General features: G+C 35.4%; 29 protein-coding genes and 1 pseudogene. 10 read left to right on the top strand and 20 right to left on the bottom strand.

Annotated features, from left to right (window positions below; all coding sequences use genetic code 11):
* Positions 1 to 413: 413 nt before the first annotated feature.
* The gene (locus C9J35_RS17590; RefSeq protein ID WP_107925606.1) at positions 414 to 1,391 is read right to left on the bottom strand and encodes a thymidylate synthase; all 978 of its coding nucleotides are present in this window, start codon (positions 1,389 to 1,391) and stop codon (positions 414 to 416) included.
* A gap of 173 nt (positions 1,392 to 1,564) precedes the next feature.
* A complete protein-coding gene (locus C9J35_RS17585; protein ID WP_107925604.1) occupies positions 1,565 to 2,485 on the bottom strand; it encodes a hypothetical protein in 921 nt (306 codons plus the stop codon).
* A 214-nt stretch (positions 2,486 to 2,699) separates the two neighbouring features.
* On the opposite strand from C9J35_RS17585, the gene C9J35_RS17580 reads away from it, so the two are divergent.
* From C9J35_RS17580 to C9J35_RS17570, 3 genes are all read left to right on the top strand, one after another.
* Entirely contained in the window at positions 2,700 to 4,895 is a 2,196-nt protein-coding gene (locus C9J35_RS17580; protein WP_107925602.1) for a sensor histidine kinase, read from the top strand.
* Positions 4,888 to 5,514 carry a response regulator transcription factor gene (locus C9J35_RS17575; RefSeq protein ID WP_107925600.1) on the top strand — a complete coding sequence of 209 codons (627 nt, stop codon included), beginning with the start codon at positions 4,888 to 4,890 and terminating at the stop codon, positions 5,512 to 5,514. Before C9J35_RS17580 ends, C9J35_RS17575 begins: the two co-directional genes overlap by 8 nt.
* Before the next feature lie 311 nt (positions 5,515 to 5,825).
* Positions 5,826 to 6,026: a cold-shock protein gene (locus C9J35_RS17570; RefSeq protein WP_010859201.1), complete on the top strand. Its 201-nt coding sequence runs from the start codon at positions 5,826 to 5,828 to the stop codon at positions 6,024 to 6,026.
* A gap of 520 nt (positions 6,027 to 6,546) precedes the next feature.
* On the opposite strand, the gene ccsB is transcribed toward C9J35_RS17570, so the two are convergent.
* From ccsB to C9J35_RS17550, 4 genes are all read right to left on the bottom strand, one after another.
* Entirely contained in the window at positions 6,547 to 7,716 is a 1,170-nt protein-coding gene (gene ccsB, locus C9J35_RS17565; protein WP_107925598.1) for a c-type cytochrome biogenesis protein CcsB, read from the bottom strand.
* 420 nt (positions 7,717 to 8,136) lie between these two features.
* The gene (locus tag C9J35_RS17560; RefSeq protein WP_107925596.1) at positions 8,137 to 8,556 is read right to left on the bottom strand and encodes a GNAT family N-acetyltransferase; all 420 of its coding nucleotides are present in this window, start codon (positions 8,554 to 8,556) and stop codon (positions 8,137 to 8,139) included.
* Between the two features lie 170 nt (positions 8,557 to 8,726).
* The gene (locus tag C9J35_RS17555) at positions 8,727 to 9,209 is read right to left on the bottom strand and encodes a GNAT family N-acetyltransferase (RefSeq protein WP_107925594.1); all 483 of its coding nucleotides are present in this window, start codon (positions 9,207 to 9,209) and stop codon (positions 8,727 to 8,729) included.
* A 90-nt stretch (positions 9,210 to 9,299) separates the two neighbouring features.
* A complete protein-coding gene (locus tag C9J35_RS17550) occupies positions 9,300 to 9,893 on the bottom strand; it encodes an SMI1/KNR4 family protein (protein WP_054768364.1) in 594 nt (197 codons plus the stop codon).
* A 404-nt stretch (positions 9,894 to 10,297) separates the two neighbouring features.
* On the opposite strand from C9J35_RS17550, the gene C9J35_RS17545 reads away from it, so the two are divergent.
* On the top strand, positions 10,298 to 10,855 hold the full coding sequence (locus C9J35_RS17545) for a GNAT family N-acetyltransferase (RefSeq protein WP_107925592.1): 558 nt from the start codon (positions 10,298 to 10,300) through the stop codon (positions 10,853 to 10,855).
* Positions 10,856 to 11,079: 224 nt separating this feature from the next.
* On the opposite strand, the gene C9J35_RS24295 is transcribed toward C9J35_RS17545, so the two are convergent.
* On the bottom strand, positions 11,080 to 11,256 hold the full coding sequence (locus C9J35_RS24295) for a hypothetical protein (protein ID WP_235616352.1): 177 nt from the start codon (positions 11,254 to 11,256) through the stop codon (positions 11,080 to 11,082).
* A gap of 945 nt (positions 11,257 to 12,201) precedes the next feature.
* On the opposite strand from C9J35_RS24295, the gene C9J35_RS17535 reads away from it, so the two are divergent.
* Positions 12,202 to 12,369 carry an aspartyl-phosphate phosphatase Spo0E family protein gene (locus C9J35_RS17535; protein WP_054768363.1) on the top strand — a complete coding sequence of 56 codons (168 nt, stop codon included), beginning with the start codon at positions 12,202 to 12,204 and terminating at the stop codon, positions 12,367 to 12,369.
* Between the two features lie 233 nt (positions 12,370 to 12,602).
* Positions 12,603 to 13,061, top strand: a complete 459-nt coding sequence (locus C9J35_RS17530) for a hypothetical protein (RefSeq protein ID WP_107925590.1) — start codon at positions 12,603 to 12,605, stop codon at positions 13,059 to 13,061.
* 121 nt (positions 13,062 to 13,182) lie between these two features.
* Here the strand turns inward: C9J35_RS17530 and thrS are convergent, their stop codons facing one another.
* The 9 genes from thrS to C9J35_RS17485 form a co-directional block, all read right to left on the bottom strand.
* The gene (thrS, locus tag C9J35_RS17525; RefSeq protein WP_107925588.1) at positions 13,183 to 15,114 is read right to left on the bottom strand and encodes a threonine--tRNA ligase; all 1,932 of its coding nucleotides are present in this window, start codon (positions 15,112 to 15,114) and stop codon (positions 13,183 to 13,185) included.
* A gap of 821 nt (positions 15,115 to 15,935) precedes the next feature.
* A complete protein-coding gene (locus tag C9J35_RS17520) occupies positions 15,936 to 16,292 on the bottom strand; it encodes a membrane lipoprotein lipid attachment site-containing protein (RefSeq protein WP_153062969.1) in 357 nt (118 codons plus the stop codon).
* 187 nt (positions 16,293 to 16,479) lie between these two features.
* A complete protein-coding gene (locus C9J35_RS17515) occupies positions 16,480 to 17,295 on the bottom strand; it encodes a lipid II flippase Amj family protein (protein ID WP_193767205.1) in 816 nt (271 codons plus the stop codon).
* A gap of 236 nt (positions 17,296 to 17,531) precedes the next feature.
* Complete coding sequence (locus C9J35_RS17510) at positions 17,532 to 18,041, bottom strand: hypothetical protein (RefSeq protein ID WP_107925584.1); 510 nt, start codon at positions 18,039 to 18,041, stop codon at positions 17,532 to 17,534.
* A gap of 223 nt (positions 18,042 to 18,264) precedes the next feature.
* Positions 18,265 to 18,729, bottom strand: coding sequence for a hypothetical protein (locus C9J35_RS17505; protein ID WP_107925582.1), 465 nt, complete (start codon positions 18,727 to 18,729; stop codon positions 18,265 to 18,267).
* 97 nt (positions 18,730 to 18,826) lie between these two features.
* Complete coding sequence (locus C9J35_RS17500) at positions 18,827 to 19,303, bottom strand: GNAT family N-acetyltransferase (protein WP_107925580.1); 477 nt, start codon at positions 19,301 to 19,303, stop codon at positions 18,827 to 18,829.
* A 15-nt stretch (positions 19,304 to 19,318) separates the two neighbouring features.
* Positions 19,319 to 19,666 carry a DUF3147 family protein gene (locus tag C9J35_RS17495; protein WP_054768359.1) on the bottom strand — a complete coding sequence of 116 codons (348 nt, stop codon included), beginning with the start codon at positions 19,664 to 19,666 and terminating at the stop codon, positions 19,319 to 19,321.
* Positions 19,666 to 20,064, bottom strand: a complete 399-nt coding sequence (locus C9J35_RS17490) for a MarR family winged helix-turn-helix transcriptional regulator (protein ID WP_054768358.1) — start codon at positions 20,062 to 20,064, stop codon at positions 19,666 to 19,668. Before C9J35_RS17490 ends, C9J35_RS17495 begins: the two co-directional genes overlap by 1 nt.
* A 168-nt stretch (positions 20,065 to 20,232) precedes the next feature.
* A complete protein-coding gene (locus C9J35_RS17485; RefSeq protein WP_107925578.1) occupies positions 20,233 to 20,439 on the bottom strand; it encodes a hypothetical protein in 207 nt (68 codons plus the stop codon).
* A gap of 223 nt (positions 20,440 to 20,662) precedes the next feature.
* Here C9J35_RS17485 and C9J35_RS17480 point away from each other — a divergent pair, with 223 nt between their 5' ends.
* Positions 20,663 to 21,313, top strand: a complete 651-nt coding sequence (locus tag C9J35_RS17480; protein WP_107925576.1) for a FusB/FusC family EF-G-binding protein — start codon at positions 20,663 to 20,665, stop codon at positions 21,311 to 21,313.
* A gap of 208 nt (positions 21,314 to 21,521) precedes the next feature.
* Here C9J35_RS17480 and C9J35_RS17475 read toward each other — a convergent pair whose 3' ends face one another.
* The 3 genes from C9J35_RS17475 to C9J35_RS17465 all read right to left on the bottom strand — a co-directional run bounded on the left by C9J35_RS17475 (position 21,522) and on the right by C9J35_RS17465 (position 24,007).
* Positions 21,522 to 22,166, bottom strand: a complete 645-nt coding sequence (locus C9J35_RS17475) for a hypothetical protein (RefSeq protein WP_107925574.1) — start codon at positions 22,164 to 22,166, stop codon at positions 21,522 to 21,524.
* A gap of 32 nt (positions 22,167 to 22,198) precedes the next feature.
* Positions 22,199 to 22,570 carry a DUF4181 domain-containing protein gene (locus tag C9J35_RS17470; protein ID WP_054768356.1) on the bottom strand — a complete coding sequence of 124 codons (372 nt, stop codon included), beginning with the start codon at positions 22,568 to 22,570 and terminating at the stop codon, positions 22,199 to 22,201.
* 156 nt (positions 22,571 to 22,726) lie between these two features.
* A complete protein-coding gene (locus tag C9J35_RS17465) occupies positions 22,727 to 24,007 on the bottom strand; it encodes an oligosaccharide repeat unit polymerase (RefSeq protein ID WP_107925572.1) in 1,281 nt (426 codons plus the stop codon).
* Between the two features lie 434 nt (positions 24,008 to 24,441).
* Here C9J35_RS17465 and C9J35_RS17460 point away from each other — a divergent pair, with 434 nt between their 5' ends.
* The 3 genes and pseudogenes from C9J35_RS17460 to C9J35_RS24910 form a co-directional block, all read left to right on the top strand.
* Positions 24,442 to 24,831, top strand: coding sequence for a GNAT family N-acetyltransferase (locus tag C9J35_RS17460; RefSeq protein WP_235616351.1), 390 nt, complete (start codon positions 24,442 to 24,444; stop codon positions 24,829 to 24,831).
* A 430-nt stretch (positions 24,832 to 25,261) separates the two neighbouring features.
* Positions 25,262 to 25,798: an HXXEE domain-containing protein gene (locus C9J35_RS17450; RefSeq protein ID WP_167396002.1), complete on the top strand. Its 537-nt coding sequence runs from the start codon at positions 25,262 to 25,264 to the stop codon at positions 25,796 to 25,798.
* 274 nt (positions 25,799 to 26,072) lie between these two features.
* Positions 26,073 to 26,198, top strand: a pseudogene (locus C9J35_RS24910) (Ger(x)C family spore germination C-terminal domain-containing protein); the annotation flags it as partial.
* A gap of 485 nt (positions 26,199 to 26,683) precedes the next feature.
* On the opposite strand, the gene C9J35_RS24905 reads toward C9J35_RS24910, so the two are convergent.
* Complete coding sequence (locus tag C9J35_RS24905; protein WP_369122291.1) at positions 26,684 to 26,764, bottom strand: IS3 family transposase; 81 nt, start codon at positions 26,762 to 26,764, stop codon at positions 26,684 to 26,686.

The following is a 26,764-nucleotide window of genomic DNA, read 5'->3' as shown; positions in this document are numbered from 1 at the left end:
CGTTTATTTTAGGCGGTGAAGGCGAATCTCCTCAACTACCTGCATCATTTTTTGTACCTGCTCTTGCGATAGTTTCGTTGAAATGTGTGGTAAGTTAGATTGTTTGTGTGAAATATCCAATTTTTCGTAGGGAGGTTCTTCAGCTGTCTTTTCCCTCAGTTTCTGTCCCCCTCCCCTCTTTTCTTTGGGGCACTTTAAAATTTTTCTCACCACAATCACCTCTGCACATTTAGTTGGAAAAATAACCTATAAATACCACATCTAATATTAAGGTCAATCATTTTGCATAACATCGGCCAACTAGCCTATTTTAGAAAAGGATAATTTTGACCTAGTATTTCTTTATGTAATACTTTAAAACAGAAAAATTCTGTTTACAAAAAAGCAGCAACCTTCAGGGCTGCTGCTTTTAGTTATACGGCAATTGGTGCTTTAATTGCTGGATGTGGATCATAGCCCTCGATAGAAAGATCTTCAAGTTCTATATCAAAAATTGACGTTTTATTTGAATTTATATTTAAGGTTGGTAGGTCCTTTGGCTCACGTGACAGCTGTTCTTTCACTTGCTCCACATGATTTGCATAAATATGTGCATCGCCAATACTATGAATAAATTCGCCAACTTCAAGCCCACATTCATGAGCAATTAAATGCGTAAGTAATGCGTAGGAAGCAATATTGAACGGACAGCCTAGCAATGTATCAAGACTACGTTGCATTAACTGACAACTCAACTTCCCATTTGCGACATAAAATTGGAACATGACATGACAAGGAGGCAACGCAGCTTTACTCCCCTTAGTTCCAGCATTAATAACATCCTCTGGATTCCAAGCATTCACAATAATACGACGTGAATCTGGATTATGCTTAATCTGATGAATCACATCCTGCAGTTGGTCTAAGTCTTCTCCAGTTGACGTTGTCCAATGACGCCACTGCTTGCCATAAACATTGCCAAGTTCCCCGTATTTACTAGCAAAATCATCATCAGTTAGTACTCGTTCACAAAATGATGCTAGTTCAGCTTGATAACTAGCGTTAAACGCCTCATCAACTAAGCAACGACGACCGAAATCTGTCATATCAGGGCCCGAGTATTCATCTGATTGTACCCATTTTTTAAAAGCCCATTCATCCCAAATGTGATTGTTATGTTGTAATAGATAGCGGATATTAGTATCCCCTTTAATGAACCACAGTAGCTCACTTGCAACAAGTTTAAACGGCACACGCTTTGTCGTTAAAAGTGGAAAGCCTTTACTTAAATCAAAGCGCATTTGATAGCCAAATACACTGTATGTACCGGTTCCCGTACGATCTTCCTTTGTTACACCATTCTCTAATATATGTTGTAATAAATCTAAATACGCAGTTTCTGGATGCGTCATGATTGTCAACAGCTCCTTCAAATATGCTGTTGACCATTATACCATCAAAAACTTCATTTGAACGCCAAAAAAGGAAAATCGGTGTGCAACTTTCACCTGTTAGAATTGGAAAAGTCAGGTGCATCCAACTGCATTTTTTTTTTGCCATAATAACTTGTGTTAAAATTTTTTCATTACATACCCGTGCCTACCGAATTATTGCGCAGTTCCTTGGAAATTTCACGCTCTGTCGTCACAAAAAACATAGGTAACACAATAATATTAAGTAAAACTGGTCCAACAATAAATAACAAATCAATTCCTGGGTTAAAGTAGAGCCCAAACGCTGTCAATAATCCAGACATTAGAAGAAATACAATTTGCGCAGTTATGATCATCAACGGTATTATCTGGTACATATAATTAAGCTTTCTAAAATGCTGAATCTCCTCGGGAAACTGAAGGATTCGATTTTTTAAGCGTCTTGCTAAAAACAGACAACTTGCCACTTGCACAAGAATGAAACTAAAATAGATAACACTATAGAGTATCATTTGTCCTTTCGCGAAGGACCCATCTAAATGACCCACTCGCTGTTGTAATAGCTCGTTGACGGCACCTTCAAAGACATATTCACGTTCACTTAAAAATGTAAATGGTTGAACAAAACCGAGCGAAGTCCATTCTTTTGCATTGACCTTCCAATTTGTTAATTTACTTGCCATAATGCGTAATTGGATGCCTTCATCTTCACCAAACATTCCCACTAAGATACTGTATGGTATCGATATCTTTAGTTGACCATTTTGTCTCTCTTGAAATAAATCCTCAATAAAAAATGTATATGCCACATTCGATTGATTTGTTTCATAATGGGCATCCTCAACCTTCCAATGGCTGGATAAGGAGGTTTCTATGTAATCCTTCATTTCAAAATAAGTCGTATCATTATGTAAATGCTTGGGAATCTTGTAGACAAAATGATTGTCACCACCAATAATGCAAATATCCACTTCTACAGCATCTATTTTCTTTGTTTCGGCTGTTGTCATCGTAGGATACGCTAGTAAAGCAACGAGGAAAAACAGAATAAATGACATTCGATATTTTTTCACACTACGCCCCCTTCCCGTCACGTTTGCTATGTACACACTAGCATATACTTGACCGAAAACACCATTTCGCTTTTCCGAAAAACTGTTAGTGGTTTTCCGAAAATCGCCTTTTCGGTCTTCCATAATTATCAAAAATTACGCATAATATATAGCATACAATTTTAGAGAAATGAGAAATGAACATGAATTTATTAAACATTAAAGAGAGATGTACATGAGCAAATTAACCTGCAGTATTTTTATCACCTACTTACTCCTTGGTATCTATGTGCTTGTAATTGCTATCCAAACCCCCTTCATCGGAATTTTAGTAGATACAGCAAACGGTCAACCAGTCATTGTAAAATCTTATTATACGGATTGGGCACAGCAACAAAATATTGAAAAAGGGGACATCTTACTTACCATCGATGGCCAACTTGCTGAAGAAAAAATAATGGAGGGAAAACCACATATTTTTAGAAGCGCAAAAGAATTATCCATTAAAAAGGCAAATGGAGTCATCCATTCCATTAAAATCAAGCATACAGATATACCAGAAGAGCTGTTTGTACATATTGTTTTTCCCCTGTTATATTTTTTGCTGTCCTTTGGCGTGGCCATCTTTTTATGGAAACGTCCTAAAGAAAATCAAATCACTAACCTACTTACACTATTTTTATTAACGTGTTCTTTAGCTTACACAAGTATTGGTGCCTCTAGCAGAGGAGATATAATTGGCAAGATGGTCATAGGCTATTGCATCGTATTTTGCTTAGTGCTGTTCATTCATTTTTTGCAACATTATTTCTACTATCTCCATATAAAATGGCCCTCTTTCCATTCGAAATGGCTCTATTTACTACCCATATTACTAACATGCTGTTATCTTATGGAATTCGTTGATTCTCGTTTTAATCAAATCACACCAATTGTGATTCTAGGTTTGTTTGGTATACTTGTTCTTTATGCACTTGCTATATTAATCACTAGCTATATCCGAACACAATCAGTAAAAATACGATTAATAGCCATCGCATTAATCATTCCTTTCCTACCGTTTTTACTGTTATTTGTAGTTCCAGAAATTTTACACTATCCGCCGATTTTACCAGCAGAATTCACTGCATTATTTTTACTATTCATACCTTTTTCTTTTATTTTCATTCAAGTAAATGAGCGTTTATTTGATATTGAGTACCAATTATCCCGATTCAGATATTACTGTGCACTGGCATTTTTTAGTGCGCTTATCTTGACACTTGGCATCTCTATTTTCTTAGTGGAACAACTTTCATTCACTTTGCTAACGGCGATTTTTGCCCTCATTTTTTTAGTAAATCTTGCAAGCTTCTATGTAAAAGAGCAACTTGATTTTAAACATCGAAAAGTTATATTTTCATCCAATGGCGATTATGTACATAATTTATATGCCGCGGTGAACAGAATGGGCAAGGCGAAAAATCAGCAGGAATTACTGGCCCGCTTCACATATGAAATAACTGAAAAACTTGGCACAACAGCATTTTCCATTGAAACTATTTCACAACATGTTCCTTTATCACGCGGTGAAATTAATACAAGGAATCAGACGACACAGCTACTTTTATATGATACAGCGGATGAAAAAATTGTGTTATTGATTAGCCATACATTGCAAAAAGAAGAGCTGCTTTGGTTAGAATTACTCGCTCTTTACGTTTCTATGTTTATGGATAGTTTGAAGCTGATCGAGGATTTAGTGCTTGATATTCAACATATGAAAGTGACCAATGAAACACAGTTACCTTGGTTAGATAAATTATTATGGAATATTATCGAAAAAGAAAAGAGCATTTTAGCACAGGAATTACACGACACTATTTTACAAGAGCAACTCCATTTGGCCCGAGAGCTTGATGTACTCGCAGGTTCATCAACCATTCAAGGAGAGAAGGTGCGAGCTATTCGAGAGCAACTTCTGAATGCGACCAAAGATTTACGAGAGTATTGTGAAAATTTAAGCCCTCCCCTACTCGATACTTTTGGTTTACAAATTGCGCTAAAAAAACTTGTACAAAAGGTAAATATTCGGGCAAACTTTTTACTGAGTACACAGATAGAACGTGTCCATTTTCAAGATTTATCATTACACTTAGTCGTCTATCGTCTTGTTCAAGAACTACTCAATAACGCTATTAAACATGCGGAAGCTACAGAAGTTTCCCTGAGACTTGTTGCAATAGAGCATGGCTTTGAACTGCACTATGATGATAACGGCATAGGCTGTGATATCGAAGATTTAATGAAATCTTCAGCTTCCATGGGTATCAACGGTATTCGTGAACGTGTTCGCGCCTTTAACGGTCACATATCCATAACCTCCAAACCAAATGAAGGCATGCATATAAATATCAAAATACAAGAGGAAGGCGAAAAAATAAATGATTAACATCCTAATTGTAGATGATCATCCTGTTGTTTTAGATGGCACAAAAACATTATTACAGGATTTAGTAAATGTACAAATCGAAACAGAACAAGACAGTGCTGCCGTGCTTTCAAGAATGGACATGCAAACATTCCAGCTCTTTTTAATTGATATTAATATGAAGCCTCTCAATGGCATCCACCTTTCAGAGATGATTAAAAAAAAGCAACCCGAAGCGATAATTTTGCTCTATACAGGTTACGAACTGACTGATTATTACGAGCTACTCGTCGAAAAAAAAGTGGATGGACTTTTATCGAAACTTGCTACAAAAGAACAAGTTATTCAAACCATTCAAGCTGCACTTCGAGGGGAAATTTTACTGTCAGCTGACTTTTTAGACTTTGTGCAGCGTCGCTCACACCAACCAAATAGGCGGCAGGAAGTTTTACTGAGTGACAAAGAACAAGAGATTTTACAGCTTGTGGCACAAGGATACACCAATAAAGCTATTGCCTCCGCACTAGGTGTCACACAACGGACGGTTGAAAATTATTTATCGAAACTGTTTGTAAGACTTCATGTTGAATCACGAGCTGAAGCCGTAATTGTCGCTAAGGAAAAGGCGTGGATTGACTAATGACATGAAAACAATGTTATCTTTTACTAGCTCGAAAGAAGGAAAACGTAACAATAATACCCTGTTTTTCAGGATGTTTTATCAATATTATACTTGTAAACAATCCCATGTAAATTTTTCTTACTAAAAAACGGAATATGCTGGATAAATGTATAAATCTGTTATATAATAAAAGCAATAATTAAATTGCTTCATCGTAAACAATGAAATCATGCAGGCGAAAGTGACGTTTTCATGCGATCTTTGGTTATGTGTTTTTTTTACAGTGTGAAGGAATATGATTGTTGAATTTATTTTTGGAGGTTTTTCAAATGACACAAGGTACAGTAAAATGGTTTAACGCAGAAAAAGGTTTTGGCTTCATCGAAGTAGAAGGTGGAAACGATGTATTCGTACACTTCTCTGCTATCCAATCTGAAGGTTTCAAAACACTAGAAGAAGGTCAAAAAGTAGAATTCGGCGTTGAAGAAGGCAACCGTGGCCCTCAAGCTACTAACGTTGTGAAACTTTAATTCTCCTTAAAGAATTAACAGTTTAAAATCCAAGAGACATCCAAATATGGATGTCTCTTTTAACTTTTTTCTCCCTGTACTACATCAGTCTTAGAACCATCACTCAGAATATTCAAAATATACAAATATAGACAGGGTAGCATATGAGTTGAGCCATTACTAATAGTCCTTGTACAGGTGCTGGCCTATCTCTCTGATCTGTTATCTTGAAAAGCAGTGACGAATAGGATGATTAATAATAGTGAATAAGGTAACCAAAGAATCATTGTCCAATCATTCGCTTTCCTATCCCCTAGCCATTTACATGTCTATACATACAAGTAGCAAGCTTACAGCAGCTAGACCCATGATGTGAACGATCACCAAGAGGGTGTCTACATTTTTGCTGTCCCAGCCTTGTTAATCGTAATATACGATAATAATTCAATTGTAATTCTATTGACGTACAGAACAAAAAACCTAAGAGAGCTTACCACATTCAGCTTTTAAAAATAGCGCATCCCTATACCTCCTGCAACTTTTACGCATAGGAATGCAAACCAGCGATAACTAAATTAACAAACACTTGGTTAAAGACTATAATGCCAAAGCCGATAATCGCAAGCCAAGCCGTTTTTTCTCCTTCCCAACCCTTCGAGAGTCGGAAATGTAGAAAGGCTGCGTAGTATAAAAATGTGATGAGTGCCCAAACCTCTTTCGGGTCCCAGCCCCAGTATCGACTCCAAGCGATTTGTGCCCAAATCATGGCAAATAATAGTCCCCCAAGAGCAAACAAGGGAAATCCAATGACAACCGCTCTATATGAAATTTCATCCATCAAATTCGGCTGCACACGGTTTGTTAATGGTTTGATTAATACCGAAATTGGTTTTCTCGAGACGAGTCGAATAATACTATATAAAATAGTACCTACAATAAATGCCCAGACGATGGAATTCAGCTTTTTCGCATCAACAGTATTTGTGATCTTAAACATGCCGATTGATTCCCCGCTTTCTGTCGTAGCACCTTTACTGACGATAAGCGGCATCATTGTATAAATTGCTTTTTCACCGTCCCCTTGCGCATTTTCAAAGTGAATATTGACTGCATCAGTCGTTAAGTTGAACACCGTGGAGACGCCAATAAAGCCAATCACAACAACTAAACAATACATCACAAATTCTAATGCATAGGTACTGATTGATTTCTTGGTAACATCCAACGTTCTCAATAAGTAAATGATGCCTGTTGCAAAGGAGATAGATAAAATCGCACTAGAAAATGCAACGGTCATAACATGAATTGTTAACCAGTGACTTTGAAGTGAAGGTACAAGTGGTGTCACCTCTTTGGCAAACACACTCCCATAGCCAATAATGATTAACGAAACTGGAATGGTAAACAAACCTACAACGCTTTGTTTATACAAATAATGAATGATTAAGAAACTACCAGTAAGCATAATGCCAAAAAACGTCATAAACTCATACATATTACTGACTGGTGCATGCTCGACAGCATTCCACCTTAAAATGAAATAGCTTAATTGTAAAGCAAAAGCGATATATGTAAGAACAAGTCCTAGACGCTTAAACATTTTACCCTTCGATTTCACAGCAAGCCCTAACGGTAAAATAGCAATTAATAGCAAGATAAATGCAAGAAACAACGCATTGCTACTTAAACTTAAAATCTGTTCTGTACTCAATTAAATTCCCCCAACATTCTTTTTATAGGAGAAGCTGTCAATCACTTCGCCTATAACAGGAACGTCGACCAGCTAAAACAGGTGCCATTTTTTAACTATAATTCCTTATATTTATTGTTAATTGTGACATATTTATGGCGTACAAAGTAACTACATACTAGTAGAGCCAACAATAGTCCAGTAGCTTTTAACACTTCTTGGCTATCCATGGACAAGGACAATTGCCCTGCACTTAAATAAAATACATTCATCATGCCGTGCATGATTGCTACCGGAACAATTGATTTTCCATATTCTCTTATCAGCGTTAGTAGCGTGCCAAGCAGGCTTCACTGATGCTTTTTGCATCTGTGGGGCTTGCGGTTGCCACTTAAGGTTAAAACCTACTCTAGATGAAGCATTATTATTGATAACTCTACACTACCTTAATTTGAAGTAGATAATTTCCGGGTCATCTTCATCTAAATTTTCTACATAGCCACTCCTAATAAATCCTGCTGTTGCAAATACTTTTTGCATAGTCGTATTCGATTGATTTGTGGAAGAAAATACTTTTTGCGTTGATGCCCTCTCGACGTAATACGCTAATAAAGAGGTTGCTATGCCTTTTCGCCGCTCAGTGGGTTTTACAATCACTAAATTAATAAAACTACAGTCAAAAAAATCAGTGGAGAAAATTAGAAAACCAACTATCGCACGTTGCGTCTTTTGAATGATGCATCGTCCTTCTGCAATCGCTTTTTGTATGAAATCACGTCTACTAGTACTACCAATGACCTGTTGATCAATGGTGACTAATTCGTCTAAATCCTCCATAGTCGCATACATCAGATGTCTCATTGTCTATCACTTCCAATCCTACTAATACTTACTCACTTTGGACAATTTAAAAGCTAAAAATATTCTGTTCCAGCTAACATGGCTCCTACTTAATAGCCGAAACCAAACGACTGATGTTTTATCAGCATAACAGCCAAAAGAAGTCCTGCACATAACATCCTCATGTTTAGTCAACTTTGTTTTTCGCCAAGGTTGTAGCTCATTACTATAAGCTCGTCATCGAAACTCTTGGTGCGTACACCCTCATCCACAAAACCACATTTTTTATACAATTCCTGTGCCGCAATGTTCGGCAAGTCTACGCCTAATACAAGCTCATTTATAGCAGGAAAATACTTTCGTACAAAAGTAGGTAATAATTGTAATGCCTCTTTGGCGTAGCCCTTCCCCTGTTCATGAAAGTCTGTCGAAAATGAGCGGATTAAAATAGCACCTGTATTTGCCGAATACGGTACTACCCCTTCCTTTTCATGGAGCACCAAAAAGGTAACGAGCTTTCCTTCTTTCATCGCTAAAACTGCATGACGGCTTGTTTCGTTTTTTGCTAGTTCAATGCTAGCTTGAGGGGACTTCGTATAACGAAGCTGTTGTTCGGTAATCGTGTACTGTTCTATCATTTGCTTATCCGTGTCTTCATAAAATTTCAGTTGCATTATAGCCCTTCTTTCTAAGAATAAATTGCATCTATTTTTCAATCAGATACTGTAATTCATTTTAATTTTTGTTCAACACAGAACATTTACTCAAAGCTCGTCCTCATAAAAAGCAGTGAATTCGTATGCCCCATCCATGAGTTGCTGTAGATAAACGTCAAAAGAAGGTGCGATGACCTCATAACTATCAGGGTCATGTACATAGCGAATTATTTGCCCCACTTTTCCGCCTTCATTTGGAGTAAAGTCGATGTATAAACTCGACGTACCGCCATTATTCATACAATCTGAAAAACATAATCGCTCTCTTAAAGGCACATGAATATTGATACGTTCATCAACTTCAATCTGATCTATAAACTCACTATAACGATCTAAAATACTATCCTGATTGTCTACTTGGTAATCATTCATAATTTGCTCTATTGACTTTAAATAATAAGGATATTCATATAAATCGGAGCCCAAGACTAGTACACAAATCGTATGCTCGCCATGCTTACAGTAATACGTTCCGTTCACATCATTTAATAGACTGATAAGCGCCTGTGGACATTGTGGAAATACTTCAAGTAAGGTGCTAATTTGTTTTTCATTTGCTCCTGTCGTGTGTTGTAATTGAAGCTGTTCATTTTCTGGTAAATAATGCATTAATTCACTAAAATATCGATTAAACTGTCGCATTTTATATCCCCTTCTTTATGTTGTAACAAACAGTAATTTCTATTAAAAATACCATCCAGTGTTTATCACATTCATTGATCATTCGAATGCCAAAGTTCATCATGTTTCTCACAAAATCTATTTCAAACCCTCCTTTTTCTGGTGAATCCCTTTCAATGGTTTTTACATAAAAATTCCTTCTTATTTGTTATACGCAATAAACTTAAAATAGTTCCCTATTTTATTAGCTTCTATTTCAACTATAATAATATTTTCAAAAAATTCTATATATGCTAGTATTTGTTTATGCTATTTTAAGGAGTTGTGAATATGATTGTGAAAAGTGCAGTAGATGTTTGTTTTGTCAATCAAATTATCCAAGGGATGTAATTTTACTGCAACCCTTGAACAAGGGAAAATATACAATGGAACAATATTTAAAGGATTTTCTTGAAGGTCAATTGATTACTTTAAAGCAAATGACTTCGTCTGACCTTGAGACATTTGTAAAAATCGAGAGCGAAAATAGCACTTTGTTACTTGCTAACGATGAGATGCCATTTCCAAATACATTTGAAGACCATGCTTCATTCTTTCAAAGCATTAGTGGCAAAAAAGAAGAATTCATCTTTGGTATTTTTGAAAAAACTTCTCAACAGCTTATTGGTTCCTGCGGTGTCTATGCAATTAATTGGAAAAACAGTACTTGTTTTGTGGGGATTTCAATAGGTGAAGGATGGCAAGGAAAAGGATTTGGGACAGATGCTATGCGGACCCTTATCACATTTATCTTTGATTACATCGCGATAAACAAAATTAAACTCCAAGTATTCAGCTTTAACGGATCAGCCATACGCTCCTACGAAAAATGCGGCTTTACAAAAGAAGGCGTCCTACGTCATGAGCTTTTCCGCTTCGGCAAATTTCATGATATTGTGTTATTTGGTCTATTACGTGAAGAGTGGTCTGAATTAAGTAGATGAAACAACAGCGCACGCATTCAAAACTAATTGAATGCGTGCGTTATCTATGTAAAAATTATAAGCTCACGTATGCAACATCCCTAGTTTTATTTTTATATCATTCCCTAGCATTTTCGAACAGCCAAATGGAACTTCTTAAAATTTTTTACCATTTGCAATTGTCTTCGTACCATAGGTGGAATGGATAATATTCGGTGCTAATTGTATAACAGTAAAATCTGTAATTAAATACAGTAATTTATGTAAGCCTGATTTTCATCTAAAAAAGCCTTATCATACTTCATACCTGAACTACCAAACTCCACATAATAATCGGACAGTATGTTTTCAAAATCGTTTTTTCTAGCATACATTAATTGTTCTTCAAGTTTTAAAATTTGTTCTTTCAGTTCTATATCCACTTCAAGCTGCCTCCCTCCCAAATTCTTTCCTAATTTATAACCAAAATGCGAATCAATATATTACATCATTAGAACCATAATAATTGCTATGTGATGCTAAAACTATGTGCTCAATTGGTTGCGCTAAAATCACTTGTTCCAACCATTCACAGCTTATCCTTTTGCCATATTATTCGACTCCCCTGCAAATGCATATGCAGGATTGCTATATAACTGAAAATGTCATCGTCGAAATCACTGATTTGTCCTTCCGCTAGTATACGTTCCATTATGCTCTTTCGCTTTTTCTTCAACCTCTGAATAGCTCTCTATAAGGACTTGCGTAAACAGCATGAATCGTTTTATCGCGAAAAAATTGAGTTACATTGTTCTCGATCCACAAACACTATGTCTATACGTTACACCTTGCATTATTCAACATCGACCAAAACCTGTTATAACCCATTTATTACAGAAATATACAATCTTGTATCTACTTTTTAAAATTTCGCTCTCAAAACAGAGAAGTTTTTCAATCAATAAACAACATAAAAGGTTATTTGATAAATTCTGACAAGATATGTAGCAGAATAAATTTTGTTAACTTTCAACATTTTTTTAGTTAACATTAAACATAGGAAAAAAGTAATTAATTCTACATATTGTATTCTTAATGTTTTCTAAAACTCCTCATTCTTAAAAGGCTAAAAAACAGTAGTATCAGTTAAAAAAATATAAAAAAATACCATTAAAAAAGAAATATATTAATTAAAAAGAACTAATTGTATTCTATTGATTTTTATTCCCTACTAAGAATTAAGCCGCTTATATGTGACTAATTTACGAATTTCTATTCCGATACACAATATGACATTTTTTTTAATTTAAGTGATATACAATGAAAAAGTTGAATCGAGGCCACTAGAATTTATTTCATGAATATGGAGAAAAACATAGGAGGAAATTATGTTTGTAAATTTTTTACTTAAACAATTCTTGAAGGTTGAAATTGAAATTAAAAGAAGAATTATGTACAAAAAGGCAAAGGATTTAGGATTTACTCATCCAAAGGTTGTTGATTATAGTCAAGAATTAGATGTATTACTGAATAGATATTTAAAGCAAGCATCGTAAGTAAAAGGAGGAGTTTTTATAAATAACTTTAATTTTGCATACTTATTTACAATAAAACCAGTCACAATATACGTTCGCATGGCTGGTTTTATTATCACAATATTCGATTTTTTACACGGCTACTATAGAGCCTCCTAGCCAACAACTTCCCTCATATACAAGTATGTAAATCAATGTATACATAACAAGAATTAGGGAAACCTACTGTTAACGCTAAAACAGGAGGTACAATCATGCAGGTAATATTTCTAACATTGGTTGTCGTTTCGAACTTGTTTTTTCAACCTCAAACTACACCAGAAGTTTCAACAGACAATATTTGTGCACCTGTTGAAACATCTAGTCCAACTTTACAATATCCTGTCAACCAAACTAAATCATTTCTTGAAGAAGACGATTTTTATAACCAATTAGATAGAACCATCTACGAGGAATATAACCATGCTGCGTTTAGTATTCGACAAAAAATACTATTCAAAGACGTACCGGATGTGGCGCATGCTTTTCATATGAAAACGAATCATGCAAATGATAGAATGGATCTTTCCAATCACACATTTATTCATCCGAATCGACAAGTATATTTTTTAGCCTCTTTTTATCAACATGACCAAGAAGAATTCCATAAATTTGTTGTCATAGATGCCGAAACAAACACTTTACTTCTTGGCGGTAGCCACTATCATCATTAGGATAATCCCTATTTACATGCTAAGTAGACCATGAAAAGTGGGTAGCTTGTAATCGCTATAGTTTATAATATGCATTTAAAAGTGTTTCTAGAAGTATTATGATTGAAATAGATTATCAGAGTCATTCTTCATCACGACCAGGCAACTCTTTTTGCACAATTTCTTGCTTTACCTCCGCTATGAACTGCCGAAGTGGGATATTAACTAAATCTGACTGACCGTATTTTCGGACTGTTACACTTTCATTGCTACATTCTTTGTCACCAAGCACTAGAATGTGCGGTATCTTCTTCATCTGCGCATCACGTATCTTTTTCCCAAGTTTTTCTTGACGATTATCTACACTAACACGTATTTGTTCCTGTTGTAAGGCTCTCATTACTTGTTGTACATAATCTTGATGCGAATCCGCTACACCGATTATTTTGACTTGCTGGGGTGCTAACCACGTTGGGAAGGCACCTCCAAAATGTTCAATCAAAATACCTAAAAAACGATCAATTGAGCCAAAGACAGCACGATGAATAACGACCGGTCGTACTTTTGCATTTTGTTCATTAATATATGTTAGATCAAACTTTTCTGGCATTTGAAAATCTAGTTGTACCGTTGCGCATTGATGACTTCGCTTAATGGCATCTTTAATATGAATATCAATTTTTGGTCCATAAAATGCCCCGTCCCCTTTATTTACGTTAAAAGGATATCCTAAGTGATGTAGTACATTTTCTAATGCCGCTTCAGCTTGATCCCAAAGTTTTATATCGCCCATAAAGTCATCTGGACGCGTCGACAGTTCAATTTCGTATTGAAATCCAAATACTTGATAGACATGATCAATAATTTTAAGAGCAAGCGCTATTTCATCTTCTATTTGTTGAGGTGTAACAAAAATATGCGCATCGTCTTGGCAGAATGATCGTACGCGTAGAAGTCCATTTAAAGCACCACTAAACTCGTGTCGATGAACCTGACCAAATTCAGCCATACGAATCGGTAAATCTCTGTAGGAATGTCGGTCATTTTTAAAAATCAGCATATGTCCTGGACAATTCATTGGTTTTAAAGCAAAGCTTTGCTCATCTACCTGTGTAAAATACATATTTTCTTTATAGTGATCCCAATGTCCTGATTGTTCCCATAAGCGCTGATTCAACATCAATGGTGTACGCACTTCTTTATAGTCATATATCGTTTGTAGATTGCGTAAAAAGGACTCCAATTCATTGCGAATGATTTGGCCATTGGCTAAGTAAAACGGCATACCAGGTGCTTCTTCCGAAAACATAAACAATTCGAGTTCTTTTCCTAATTTACGATGATTGCGTTTTTCTGCTTCTTCTAAGAAAACAAAGTAATCCTTCATCTCCTCTTTTGTAGCAAACGCTACGCCATAAATACGTTGTAACATTTGATTTTGGCTGTCCCCACGCCAATATGCACCTGAAACATGCATTAATTTAAAGTGTTGTAATTTACCTGTTGAAGGTACATGGGGCCCACGACATAAATCATAAAAGTCTCCTTGTTCATAAACCGATATGATGTCGTTTTCAGGAATATCCTCCAAAAGCTCCAGCTTTAACTTATCATGCGCAAATAATCGTTTCGCTTCTTCTCGCGTAACTTCTTTTCGATGTATTTGCATATTTTCTTGGACAATTTGCTTCATCATTTTTTCAATTTGTTGTAAATCACTAGGTACAAGAGAATGGGCAATGTTAATATCATAATAAAACCCATTTTCGATGACTGGCCCTACACCAAATTGTGCTGTTGGAAATAAACGCTTAAAAGCCTGTGCTAATAAATGAGCTGTTGAGTGACGAATAACCTCAATTCCTTCTTTTGAGCTAGCATCGTATAGTGTGATTTGTGCATCTTCCAATATCGGGCACGTCAAATCAACAATGGTTCCATTTACTCTCCCTGCTATTGCTTTTTTACGTAGTCCTGGACTAATCGCTTGTGCAATATCGGTTAGTGTAACACCTTTAGTAAATAGTAGTTGATGACCATCTGGAAACTGAATGTTAATTGATTGATTTGACATGTTCTTTCTCCTTTTCTCTTTAATTTGCCTTGGCGTAATTGCAAGCTGCCGCTTCGCTTTCGCGCACAAAAGATATTGTGACATTGCCCCAAGGCTTTAATCGTCGTTCAGCAAAAATTTATACACCAGTGGAACAAAAGTTTCATCTTTATTCATCTCTTACTTGCAGAGGTGATGTTTTTTTGCTGAATAAAGATAAAATAAAAAAACACATATCCGTCCCACAAAGGGACGAGTATGTGTTGATTACCCGTGGTTCCACCCAAATTTCCACTAGATACGCTAGCTAGTGGCTCATTGACTATGCTTGTAACGTCGCATAATACGGTGCAAGTTTCCTAGCACTGCTCCAAGGTAGTAAGGTTTGATGCGGCAATAGGAAGTTCTCAGCCTAGACTTCCCTCTCTGTGAATCGTTCAATCAAAACTCATGTCCTTATCATCGCTGATTTCAATGTTTCGTGAAATTGATATTTACTATAGCGGACACTCCATTACTTGTCAATAATTGAAAATTATTTTTATGGCAACAAAAAATCTGTTATTTTTTGGTAACGCTAAGTTTTTTGGAATTTTCCCTTATATTAAAAACTTTTTCTTAGCAGCATCGTTTCGTAATAGCGTATTTAAAAAGCAATTTAGTTATTCTTATTATTTGGTAATAAAAACTTAGGCCTTTAGACACAAAAATAAGTATCAAAGAATTCATGGTCAATAAAGTGTACTTGCATTTTGAGCTACTTTTTTCTTTATTTATAAAGCTAATAATCTCAATCTCAAGTCGTTTCATGTTCTCACCATGATTCGCATAAATCCCACGATTTATTCTTGAATATCTAAAATTTCTTCATATGATTGCCAACTAATTTGAATCATTGTTTCGGAGGCACTATCATTGAAAAGTTTAGCAGTATCTTTTTTAGGAATTATCACTTTACCATCGCGATTTACACGCGTATCTGAAAGATCCAAAGCCTCGTTTGCTGCTTCGATATTAATATGTAAATCTCCAAGTCCTTGTCCATCGCCAAGATATATGAGCTGTAAGCCTTCATTTGTATTACTGTGATATATCGCTTTCCAATGCTCACTTTTTGCCACATAATGGACCTCTTGAGGAACCCCGCTACATGCAGATAAAATAAACATCATCAAAAGCAGGAAGTAGTATTTCTTCATTTGATTTTCACTTCTTTCTTCTTTCTTGAACACCCCTATATGTTATTATTTCCCTTCACCATTATTCTCTTTCGAATCATTTGTTCATCAATAGCGAGAAGCTGCTCATCATAATGATTTGTTGGACGGTTATCAGATTCTTGGTTCATGTCACTTCTCCTTAAATTGAATCATCAAAAACTATGATTTACACCATAAATTGCGTCAACCATGCTACATACTTGGCACCTGGAATAAATAAAACTTGTGCTAGCATCGTTCCTAACAAACGAGAGCCCATCATCATTACTGAAACTCTTTTTAGACTAAGATAACTGCCTCTTTCATTGATTACATCATCTGCAAGAATTGAAATTTTCGGGTCAATGAATACTATTAATAACATCGTTGCCACCCCATTGATAAGCCCCGAAGCCATCACCGCCGTTGTCTCTCTTTCAGGCACCAATAAAGAAGCATACAGTGCTGATAAAACCCCGATTGTATAAATGGCTGTAATCACTATATTAATGACAAATAATTTCAACGGGATATCGCGCCAACTCATTCCCTTTACGTATGAAAAACTAGGAATACGAATATGCTTTATGCCTCGCTTAAAATATTCTATACTAAAGCCCTTTTTCATGAGTGCAGGAATTGATCCTCTTTCCTCTGACAAATGAATAATTGCCCTTGAAAAAATAGCTACAAACGTCGGCAACAACAGAATACCTAGTAGAGTTCCAAGTGAAGCAGAGCCTATAATAATGCGAAATTGCTGCTCTACAAACGCAAACGTGTTTTCCTCGGGTGCTTTATCTATCAAACTCCCTGTAAAGGGTTGTTGCATCATATTCGCTAACCTTGATACCATTACCATGACATTAAACAGTGATAGTGCAGAAGCCAATAACTTCACACGAGCTCCAGATAAACGCACTGCATATGCTAGTGTTTCAATGGCATGTATGATTAAGATGAATAAAGAGATTATGATTAGCTTTTCCGTCAATATGTCCAAATTCTTTTTCCTTCTTTTCAGCAAGCGCTTGTTTTCTAAATCCTACGTTAGGGTTTTCTATTTGCCAATTCTGTGCTTTAAAATATCGTATAAATTTGCGATACACAGTCCTTTCTTTAGTATATTCTACGAAATCGGTGTTAATAAGTTCCGTAGAAAACTATATTTTACATTTTATTCCGATAAAGAAAAATGCTATTCACAAGGTTCAGCCTGTGAATAGCATTTTTGCTCTCTTAATGATTTACTACAAACTCGTGGTTCCAACTGGTAGACTCAGAAAGTTGGTAGGTCACCATATTGGCGGTTACAGCGAGCACAATGCCTGCTCGAAAGCTCGTAACATTTGTAGGATTTTCTAATACTAAAACGACATAACCCTCACCTTGCCCTTGTGCATCTACAGCGTTAGTGGCATCAAATTCAAAAGTAGCATACGTATCTTCATCCTTCGAAACGAGTAATCTTTCCTCTTGATAGACGCCCTGCTCTTTCAAATTATAGCTCACTGGCATCCATCCTTCTGACCAGTCAATACTTCCAAGTATTTCTTTTTTTCGACTGACGAGTTTTCCAATTGAAAACGTAAAATATATCTTTATAACAGCCTGTTCCAACTCATTTTTTCCTTCACACGTAGCTACTACTTGCAGTTTAATGTCCTCTTTTGAGAGCTTAAATACAATAACTAAAATCGTAACAAAAATACAAATGATTAGCGCAACGCCAACAATGACTATTGCCATTAGACCCCTCCTATAATCCCATTTACTATTACCAATAGATTACCATGTTTTGGGTATAATGGTATTGTTTCACCAAACAATCTTAAGATATGACATGGCCATAAATGATGTGACAAAAAACGAGATACCTTACTTAAGAAGAAAGCATAACAATAGTCATCCATCAAATGGAGAAATCGTAGCGATTCAAAGCAGCTGTATGAAAGTGCTTATTCATGTATTGTTATTTGGTAGCTTGTAATTCAGCAGTAACTGTAAACGGCATTTTTAAATATTCATACTGAATGGATATCTTTTGGATGTCAGAAGTATTAAGCTTTAAAGCATAGTGCTGTGGCTGCTTGCCGATTGCCTGTCTATCTATGTATTGACTAGGAAAAAGCTTCACTTGTTTTAATTTATGAAATGTAAAGTTTGGGTTGCCTTCTATTTTAGTTTCCGCTTCAAATGGCTCAGACTTACTTATAACCAATTCAACACTTTCTGGGAGCTTTTCATTTACAACAATACTCTGTAACTGAATTTCCCGCATACCCTTATTTTCAATTTCAATCAATCGAACAGTTGAGTTGTCATCAATGCTTGTATAGCCATTGATGACAAGTGGTGGATTACTTTTTAGATAGACGATTAAAATAGCACCCACCACAAACAAACTAAAAAACAACACAAATAGTATTTTTTTCATTCAATTCCTCACTTTCTTGCTTCACAACAAGTATAGCGGCAAATCATTGCCAGTGGAATTGAATTTTCCTTGTCTAATCAGTTATAGCTATAGCAGTTTACAATATTTTTTTTAATAGTATTTCATCACGTATCGGAATTCCGTGTTCGCCAACCACTGGGATTTCTGGTTTATAAGCCCTTGCTAGCTCTACTGCATTTTGTATGATCTCAACTAAATGATATCCTCTTTTTTGATAGAACCTTAAGGCATGTAAGTTATCGTTGGTCGTTATAAGTGTCATCATTGTACAGTCATTTTGGATCGCAATATTTTCTACTGCTTGTACTAGTAATGAACCAATACCTTTTCCACCATCGATACTATCAAGTGAAATAATTTCACATGCCTCCCCGCGCATCTTGTAGGTGACTAGTCCCATCATCATCTGATCCTCATTAACGTAAGCAAAGCCATCTAACTTACTACAGTCATAGATGCCACTGGATATGACCATCTCTGTGCTCCCCCAATGATCCGTAAAAAACTGTAACACTTTATTTTGAGCCAACTGCCAAATAGCAACAACTGTCATATATAATCTCCTACTCTAAATTGAAATATGAAAGACACCTGCAATGGCTTTTTGTATACCTAAAAACACTGCCCAAGAAACGATGCCAAGTCCAATAGCGAACACAATATGAACAGATGACTTCATTGCCATGTAAATAACAAAAAGCATGACCATCGTTGCCGGGAGACCGACCAAAACACCAACCGTAAATCGCTGGATATGGTCACTTGATTCACTTTGAACGGTAAGCCAAATAATACTTAAAATACTAACAAGCGGTAGTGCTGCAATTATACCTCCGTAAGTTGGGAATCTCCTTGCAACCTCTGTCACGATGCCAATGATTGCCGCTGAGCTAAGAATTTTTAACAGTGTATACATTATTTCGACACCTCACTTAATAAACGAAATGCCTGTAAGATTGTTTGTTGTTCACTAGCTGATAAATGATTAAGTGCATGTTGCAGTTTCTTATCATCTAATTCAGTGTTTTTCTTTACAACATTTAGGCCATCTGCTGTTAGGTGAAGATTCACCTTACGCTGATCATCGACTGCCCGCTCCTTTTGCACCCAACCATTGCGCTCTAGTTTTTTTATATGCTCAGACGCTGTATTTTGTGAAATATTCAACAGCTCTGCAATTTGTCGAACTGTCACTTCCTCTTCCTTCTGAATCATTTGTAATATGCGCACGCTCTGATGCGAAATAACATCCTCATGGGTAGTGTGAAGATGATAGAAAATGGTTGTAAAATAGTTATTAATATCTTGTATCATTGTTTATTACTCCTTTAATATATCGTCAAGAGCGATTATATCGTATATAACGATATATTAAAAGGTTTTTTTATAATGTTTTGACAATCCCTTTAGATTTTGGATTTATCGCCCAATTTATTGGTTTTATCACCCATCTTTTATGATTTATCACCCAATTTTTTATTTTTATCGACTGATGTCTTTTTGTTTTTTTGTATAATCCTTACTATCCCATGCCCAATCTACAAAGGCATAAACCACGATAATCCACAGCGCCATTCCTAAGCTCGATACGAGATAAACCTCTTGTGTTTGATAATACTTGCCACCTAACTGAGTGAAAAACAAAATGATAAAAAATGATAGATATTTATTTTTTCGCAAAAATCGCATATACAAGTACTCCTTTCTTTATTTCGTTTCCTTAAAATGTTAAGATAATTGTAGTTTTCTTTACTAGGAGGAATCGAAATGGTCGCATTCTTTTGTAATGCTTGCTCTAGAACGACATCTTTGCAGGTCAAAGAGATCTAGATTAAGTTAACTTCGATAACACAAAATGGATGATCTCTTTAGGCCACAACCAAAAAGCCTATATTAAATGGAGTGATTTCACATGGAAAAACAAACAAACCAGCCGTTTTTATCGGTTGCCAACTATCATTTACTCGAGCAACAAATGAATAAAATCTTACAGGCACTTGCTACAACTCAGGATAAGAATGTTATACTTGCCGTTCGCGGTATTGTAGAAACAGAAATTACAACAAAGGTGACAATGACTGCTGCCGAAGCTCAGCTGATTGAGCAGCTATTTTCCGTAACAGACCGTAAACAAGGTGAAGATTATTTAGAAAGTTTAAAGGTCTATGTCATCCCGTTCAAACCTGTCACTGCTAGTACAATTAAAAGCTTGTTCAAAAAAGAAAAAAAGTTAAAGTTACCAAGTTTGGATGATATGGATTTTCAGCAAATTTGCTATTTAGCTTGGGATGATCCTGGTACACATCGAAAATATGTAATCATTGAGCAAGACGAGCAACTAAAAGCCATTAAAGGAATTTTTGCAAACAATACGATTCGTGGTATTTGCGCTATTTGCAACCGTCACTCTGATGTTGGCCTCTTTACAACTTCTGTTAAAGGTCAAATCGTTGGCACATTTACCAACCATAGTAATTACATTTGTGCGGATAGCGACAAATGTAACCAGCATGTATCAGATATGCAAAAAGTAAATGCGTTTTTCAATCGTATCACGCAATAAAAAATGGGCCTTCTCCACAATTTGGAGAAGGCTTTTAATTTGGCCCAGTTATTGAAATCCATCGGGGATATGACTCTTGCATACACGCCAAGCATCATTAGTCATTTTAGAAAGTTCAATTATAATAAGCGCTTATGCCCTCGTTTTCTCTTTCGCTATGTAATGTTTTGTATAGCTTATTGAATATCTATTCCTATACAGTCCTCTGTTATATCCTCCGTTGTTGATGACCTGCTGAAATCTTAATACTGAGATTGGCTATTTTACCGTCATAAATGTGATTTTCCATTTGTGTCATATCCAAAACGCTCCTAATTTTCACTACCTTTTTTTGTTGTCCGTGAAGCGTAACCTCATACGGTGCATTATTATTCATGAAAATCATCTCTTCCTTGTAGATGGCATCATTAAATTCTACTTGAAACGTAACAACTTCCTTACTTAAATTTCGTAGCGTCAATTGGCAAACCCCTTGTAAAGTGTCTTCATCCAACTTGTCATATGTACATTCACTGCGATAGGCATCAAACGATATCGCCTGAATGCCTGTTGCCCATGTATACTGGTAGACACAAACAAAGAAAGATGGAATAAAGACAAAGCTTAAAATCGCAGTTATATACATCAATAAGAAATGTTTCTTTAATGACCTTCTAATGCAATAAAAACATCCGATAAGGAAAATGATAGCGAGTATGCTCTTTAGTTGAAAAGCTTCGAGTGTAACAATCGGAACATTGAGCAGGACCACATCACTGATATTATTTAAAGCATCAGGATAGGGTATCGCAAGCAATATAGCTACGAATAACAGAACTATGGCTATCTTAAAATAATACCAATTTCTTATCATTTATCACCCTTCTCCAGTCTTCTTATTCTAAATTAGGATTGCATGAATACAGACAAAATACTTAGATAACTAACAAAATAAGCAAGTGTGCTCAACATTACAATGTACCGCTTCGACGCACGATTAAATTGCCACTCCATAATTGCTCGAAATCCATAGATAGCCACACTTAAGAAGATGAAAGAGCCTATTGGAAATTCCCTTACTTCTGTAAAATAGAAATAGCCTATTAGGCCAATTATAAATAGCAAAAGAATCACAATTTCAACTATTATTTGTAAACGATGAACCGTTTTATCCATCATGTTTGCTTGCTTTTGAATTTGAAAACGCTTGTATAAGTACTTATCGATTAACAACCATACACTAAACATGATGACACTAAATACTATGAGCTTGAGCATGTGTTTCCACCTCGCTTCTTTACTCACATATACGGTTAAACCAGCTAAAAGTTTCAATATATTTACATATTTTGAAATATTACTTTATCTTTTTCTATAAAAAATGGACTATCACCAAAAGCAGGTGTTAACCAACTTTAGGACAGCCCATGTGCATTAGTATTGAAGTTTTCGATTATCTGTTTTAATGATGGAAGATGCGATAATCACGAAACCCAGCATTAAAATAAAGATTAAATCCAGTAAACCAGTATGCATCGATACGGTAAACAACGTAATTGTAAATGCGTATGCGACAGAGTGGAAACTGCGAATCCCTTCCTGCTTCACTTTATTATAGATTAATGAAATTAACACACCATACAACAAGAAGCCGATTGCTACTAATAAATAACCACCATCTAAGAACAATTGTCCAATAAAGGTTGGGGTTGTTGTTCGTCCTTCACGCGTAATAAATATACCGCCTTTTACACTAATAGAGTTTACGACCTCCGTTACCTTCATGCGAGGTGAGATTTGTTCGCCAGGTAAAATCGTACTAAAAATCCCCTGATGCATTTCACCTTTTAAGTACCCTTCATCTTGTGTATATTCGATAATCTTACTCAAAACGATATGACTTGTGACACTTTCCGCGTTGATGGCACGCATCCAACTAGGTGTCATGTTTACCTTTTGTTCAGCCGTTAATAGCTTCTCTTCCTCTTCTGCTGACAATTCCACATTTGGCTGTTCACGATTATTAAAATCCTTTGATAAATCCTCTGTTAGGACACGGATAAATCCGAACATAGAGAAAGATACCCCAATAACGACTAATGCTGTTAAGAACCACGTTAACTTCACCCGTTTCACCACATAGTGGAAAATAATGATACCCGTAAATAACATAATGATTAATGGTGTTCGATAGCCCATTAATAAGAACAGGAACATCACTACAGCGAAAATCGAACCATAGACGATTGCCCTTTTCCATGTCATATTCTTTTCCAAAATCATTTTATAAGACAAGAGCAATAAAGTCCCGAACCATAATAATTGGCTAAAGAAGTTTAATTTTGGGTCCAGGTTACGGCGGTTGGCTTCATCGGTAATCCCTAAGTTACCACTAAATAGCATCATTAAATAGGAGACTAACCCAAGCAATGTTAATACAACTATAAAATGAATTACATATTTCCCTAAGAACGACAGACCAAATGTTGGAATGGTCCATTGGAGTTTATCGATTAAATATACACCTATGTAATAACAGACAAGTGCTAAAATAACGACTGGCCATATGGATACACGAACACTATACTGTTCAAATTTATGCCAATCAAATAAGCTAGTAAAAAAATATAGCACTAATATAAAAGGTAAAAAGAAATACGGTGAAAACATATCAATCTGATTTAACTTTCCAAAAAAATGTTTCAGTTTACTCATACATATCACACCTTATGAAGATGTTCATTCCCCTCCTCATTCATCAACTGATTGCTACCAATTTCGAAGTAAAACAAAAATAGTATATCATAAATAAAATTTCATTTATAGAAAATATTACTATATTTTATAATAAATGCACAAAAGAATATATTATTAATAATTTACCATGTATTTATACTTTCAAATCAGAACCGATTTTAGTTTTTTATACTTACGTTCCACAAATTGTTCAGTACTTTCAACTCAAACAATTAAGAAGTAAATTCAAAGTATCATATCTATAAATCAACCAATAATGTAAAATATTACTTGATGGCGCAATTCACTCTTTTTACGATAAAAACACTTAGGAGGTATACAATGAAAATAAAGATTGCCACTCTAGATGACATTCAACAAATCGAGGTTTTATATGAAGAGCTTTTTTTGAAATGTCAGCCCTACAACCAAAATATTTGAAACCCGCCAAACAAGATGTAGTGTTTATTAAGAATACAATTAATGAAAAAAAATCAGATATTTTAATAGCTGATATAAATAACCGAGTAGTAGGCTTTTTGTTAATTCAAGAATCAACGACTCCACCATATTCATGTCTGATCGATCATAATTATGCCTTTATTATTGATGTAATTGTTGGAAGCCAATATCAAAATCAAGGAATCGGTTCAGCTTTACTATTAGAAGCGAAAAAATGGGCAGAAAAACGCAATTTGGATTACTTGGAGTTGAACGTATTGTCTGAAAACACCGGCGCTATAGCTTTATATGAAAAACATGGGTTCAAAGATACGAGTCATACTATGCGTCTTGAATTTTAAACGAGGGCAGAGAATTCATTATTAAAGGAGCTGTTAACTACAGCTCCAAATACTTCAGCTCTCCAAGTAAAAAATAAGCGTCTCTTGCTACACAAAATTTTTCTGACGCAAACCACAGATTGTTCAGTATTCTACTTTTACTAAACTACTGGCCATTCAACGGCGTATCGTGTGACATCACTGCAACTATAATTTACAAACATACATATCGAGGTGCTTAAAATGACATTATTCGGAAAATACATATATATTGCTTTCTTTGTAACCCTGTTTTTATTTACAACAGCTTGGGAGTATTTCAGAAATGGAAATTGGGCTCTGCTCAATAATTTTCTCTATTCTTTATGGTTAGTAATTTTTATTTTCGTGGTAACACTGCTATTTAGAAGTAAAAAAAGATGAAAAGAAATAACAAAAACGAGGTATAACTATGGAAATGTCATTCAATGTTCACACACTTATTTGGTTGTTTCCCATTTTTTTTATTATCCATGACTTCGAGGAGATTATTATGGTAGAAAAATGGTTAACGAAGAATCGTAATAAACTGTATGAAAGATTGCCCGCAAAAATAGCTGATAGAATAGTAAAGCAATTTTCCATGTCTACAGCACAATTTGCTGTTGCAGTATTATTCATCTTTTTATTTGTAAGTCTCTCTACGATTATGGCCAACCAGTATTTAATTAATGGGATAGCTATCAATATCTATTTTTTCACAGCCATAACATTAGTTTTTTTCATCCATGCATTTTCCCATATCGGGCAATCTATATTATTTCGATCTATTACTCCTGGAGCAATCACATCGGTAATAATCATACTCCCATACAGTTTTGTTTTATATAAATCATTGTTTATTCAGGAAATCATTACTTGGAAAATTATCTTAATAAGTTTACCTTTCGGTATTTTATTTTTCCCAGTTGTGTTAACTGCTCATTGGTTAGGGAAAAAGGTTATATAAAATTTAATAGCATTTATGAGAACCCAACATCCAGTTGGATTCTTTTAATGGGTTCTTGTTCACCATTAAGCCCTTGTTTAATAATCATATCTTTCTCGTTCATCTCAGTAGCCTGTTAAGTTTGGGGGACATGCTTTTCTCTGCCCTTCACTCTCAAAAATACATTCAACTAATACAATATTTTTGAACTGGGCGTAAGGTAATTACTTTTAGGAAAATACAGCAAAGGTAACCTTAGTTGTTCCATTAACGGCGCGATTGAAAAACACTTAATACAATTCAAAAGAATTATCAAGCAGATATTGTAGGATTTAGTGATGTGCTTCACCGTGAAGATTACAAAGCATGGAAAAACATTAAAGATGTCATCGATATTTCCCGAGTTAGAGATAAAAGTTGAAGTCAATGTAAACACAAGCAGTTTGGGCCCTATGACAAACTTGAAATTAAAAGAGTAATATTAAATATTAAGGTACTGAAAGGTCCTCTCCCTGTGTTACCAAAGGTTTCAGCCTTTTGCAAAACACTTCCTATACCAAACCTATTTAATTAGCATATGTTATTTCTACATGGCAAAGAAAGGCGGAAATTAATGGATTCACGCTTAGCACAATTACTTCAAAAGGTAAGTTTATATGGTACTTTAGCTAAATACTATACATATTGATCCAGAAAGACGTATGTATTTTTACAATTAGCATTTTATGTATGAAACCCAACTAGTTCAACTTTATTGGCAACTTCACAGGGAAAATCCTAATTTATAAAAGAGTCATTTTATTCAAAGTCCAGAGTTAATAGACGAATAACCAAAAAAAGACCAGGTACTCACTTTAAAATGAACTGCACCCCGTCAAGTAGACAGTGGAAATAATAAAAAATGTATTAAGCGGCTTGAGCCCTGAATTCTAAAGGACTCAAGCCGTTTAATCGTTTCTGGTAGCGATAATGATTATAAAAATGAAT

This window comes from Lysinibacillus parviboronicapiens (genome assembly GCF_003049575.1).
GTDB classification, from domain to species: Bacteria; Bacillota; Bacilli; order Bacillales_A; family Planococcaceae; genus Lysinibacillus; species Lysinibacillus parviboronicapiens.
Note: the sequence above shows the minus strand (reverse complement) of the source record. Positions and strands in the feature narration are given on the sequence as shown.

Coding starts and splice junctions, on each gene's coding strand:
- C9J35_RS17555 (WP_107925594.1), bottom strand. CDS start 9,209: ATGCAACTGAAATTTTATGAAGACACGGATAAGCAAATGATAGAACAG.
- C9J35_RS17505 (WP_107925582.1), bottom strand. CDS start 18,729: ATGAAAAAAATACTATTTGTGTTGTTTTTTAGTTTGTTTGTGGTGGGT.
- C9J35_RS17530 (WP_107925590.1), top strand. CDS start 12,603: ATGCAGGTAATATTTCTAACATTGGTTGTCGTTTCGAACTTGTTTTTT.
- C9J35_RS17450 (WP_167396002.1), top strand. CDS start 25,262: ATGGAAATGTCATTCAATGTTCACACACTTATTTGGTTGTTTCCCATT.
- C9J35_RS17470 (WP_054768356.1), bottom strand. CDS start 22,570: ATGCTCAAGCTCATAGTATTTAGTGTCATCATGTTTAGTGTATGGTTG.
- C9J35_RS17490 (WP_054768358.1), bottom strand. CDS start 20,064: ATGATACAAGATATTAATAACTATTTTACAACCATTTTCTATCATCTT.
- C9J35_RS17510 (WP_107925584.1), bottom strand. CDS start 18,041: ATGGCAATAGTCATTGTTGGCGTTGCGCTAATCATTTGTATTTTTGTT.
- C9J35_RS17485 (WP_107925578.1), bottom strand. CDS start 20,439: ATGCGATTTTTGCGAAAAAATAAATATCTATCATTTTTTATCATTTTG.
- C9J35_RS17465 (WP_107925572.1), bottom strand. CDS start 24,007: ATGAGTAAACTGAAACATTTTTTTGGAAAGTTAAATCAGATTGATATG.
- C9J35_RS17460 (WP_235616351.1), top strand. CDS start 24,442: ATGTCAGCCCTACAACCAAAATATTTGAAACCCGCCAAACAAGATGTA.
- C9J35_RS17520 (WP_153062969.1), bottom strand. CDS start 16,292: ATGAAGAAATACTACTTCCTGCTTTTGATGATGTTTATTTTATCTGCA.
- thrS (WP_107925588.1), bottom strand. CDS start 15,114: ATGTCAAATCAATCAATTAACATTCAGTTTCCAGATGGTCATCAACTA.
- C9J35_RS17570 (WP_010859201.1), top strand. CDS start 5,826: ATGACACAAGGTACAGTAAAATGGTTTAACGCAGAAAAAGGTTTTGGC.
- C9J35_RS17580 (WP_107925602.1), top strand. CDS start 2,700: ATGAGCAAATTAACCTGCAGTATTTTTATCACCTACTTACTCCTTGGT.
- C9J35_RS17590 (WP_107925606.1), bottom strand. CDS start 1,391: ATGACGCATCCAGAAACTGCGTATTTAGATTTATTACAACATATATTA.
- C9J35_RS17550 (WP_054768364.1), bottom strand. CDS start 9,893: ATGCGACAGTTTAATCGATATTTTAGTGAATTAATGCATTATTTACCA.
- C9J35_RS17560 (WP_107925596.1), bottom strand. CDS start 8,556: ATGAGACATCTGATGTATGCGACTATGGAGGATTTAGACGAATTAGTC.
- C9J35_RS17475 (WP_107925574.1), bottom strand. CDS start 22,166: ATGATAAGAAATTGGTATTATTTTAAGATAGCCATAGTTCTGTTATTC.
- C9J35_RS17575 (WP_107925600.1), top strand. CDS start 4,888: ATGATTAACATCCTAATTGTAGATGATCATCCTGTTGTTTTAGATGGC.
- C9J35_RS17495 (WP_054768359.1), bottom strand. CDS start 19,666: ATGTATACACTGTTAAAAATTCTTAGCTCAGCGGCAATCATTGGCATC.
- C9J35_RS17535 (WP_054768363.1), top strand. CDS start 12,202: ATGTTTGTAAATTTTTTACTTAAACAATTCTTGAAGGTTGAAATTGAA.
- C9J35_RS17500 (WP_107925580.1), bottom strand. CDS start 19,303: ATGACAGTTGTTGCTATTTGGCAGTTGGCTCAAAATAAAGTGTTACAG.
- C9J35_RS17545 (WP_107925592.1), top strand. CDS start 10,298: ATGGAACAATATTTAAAGGATTTTCTTGAAGGTCAATTGATTACTTTA.
- C9J35_RS17480 (WP_107925576.1), top strand. CDS start 20,663: ATGGAAAAACAAACAAACCAGCCGTTTTTATCGGTTGCCAACTATCAT.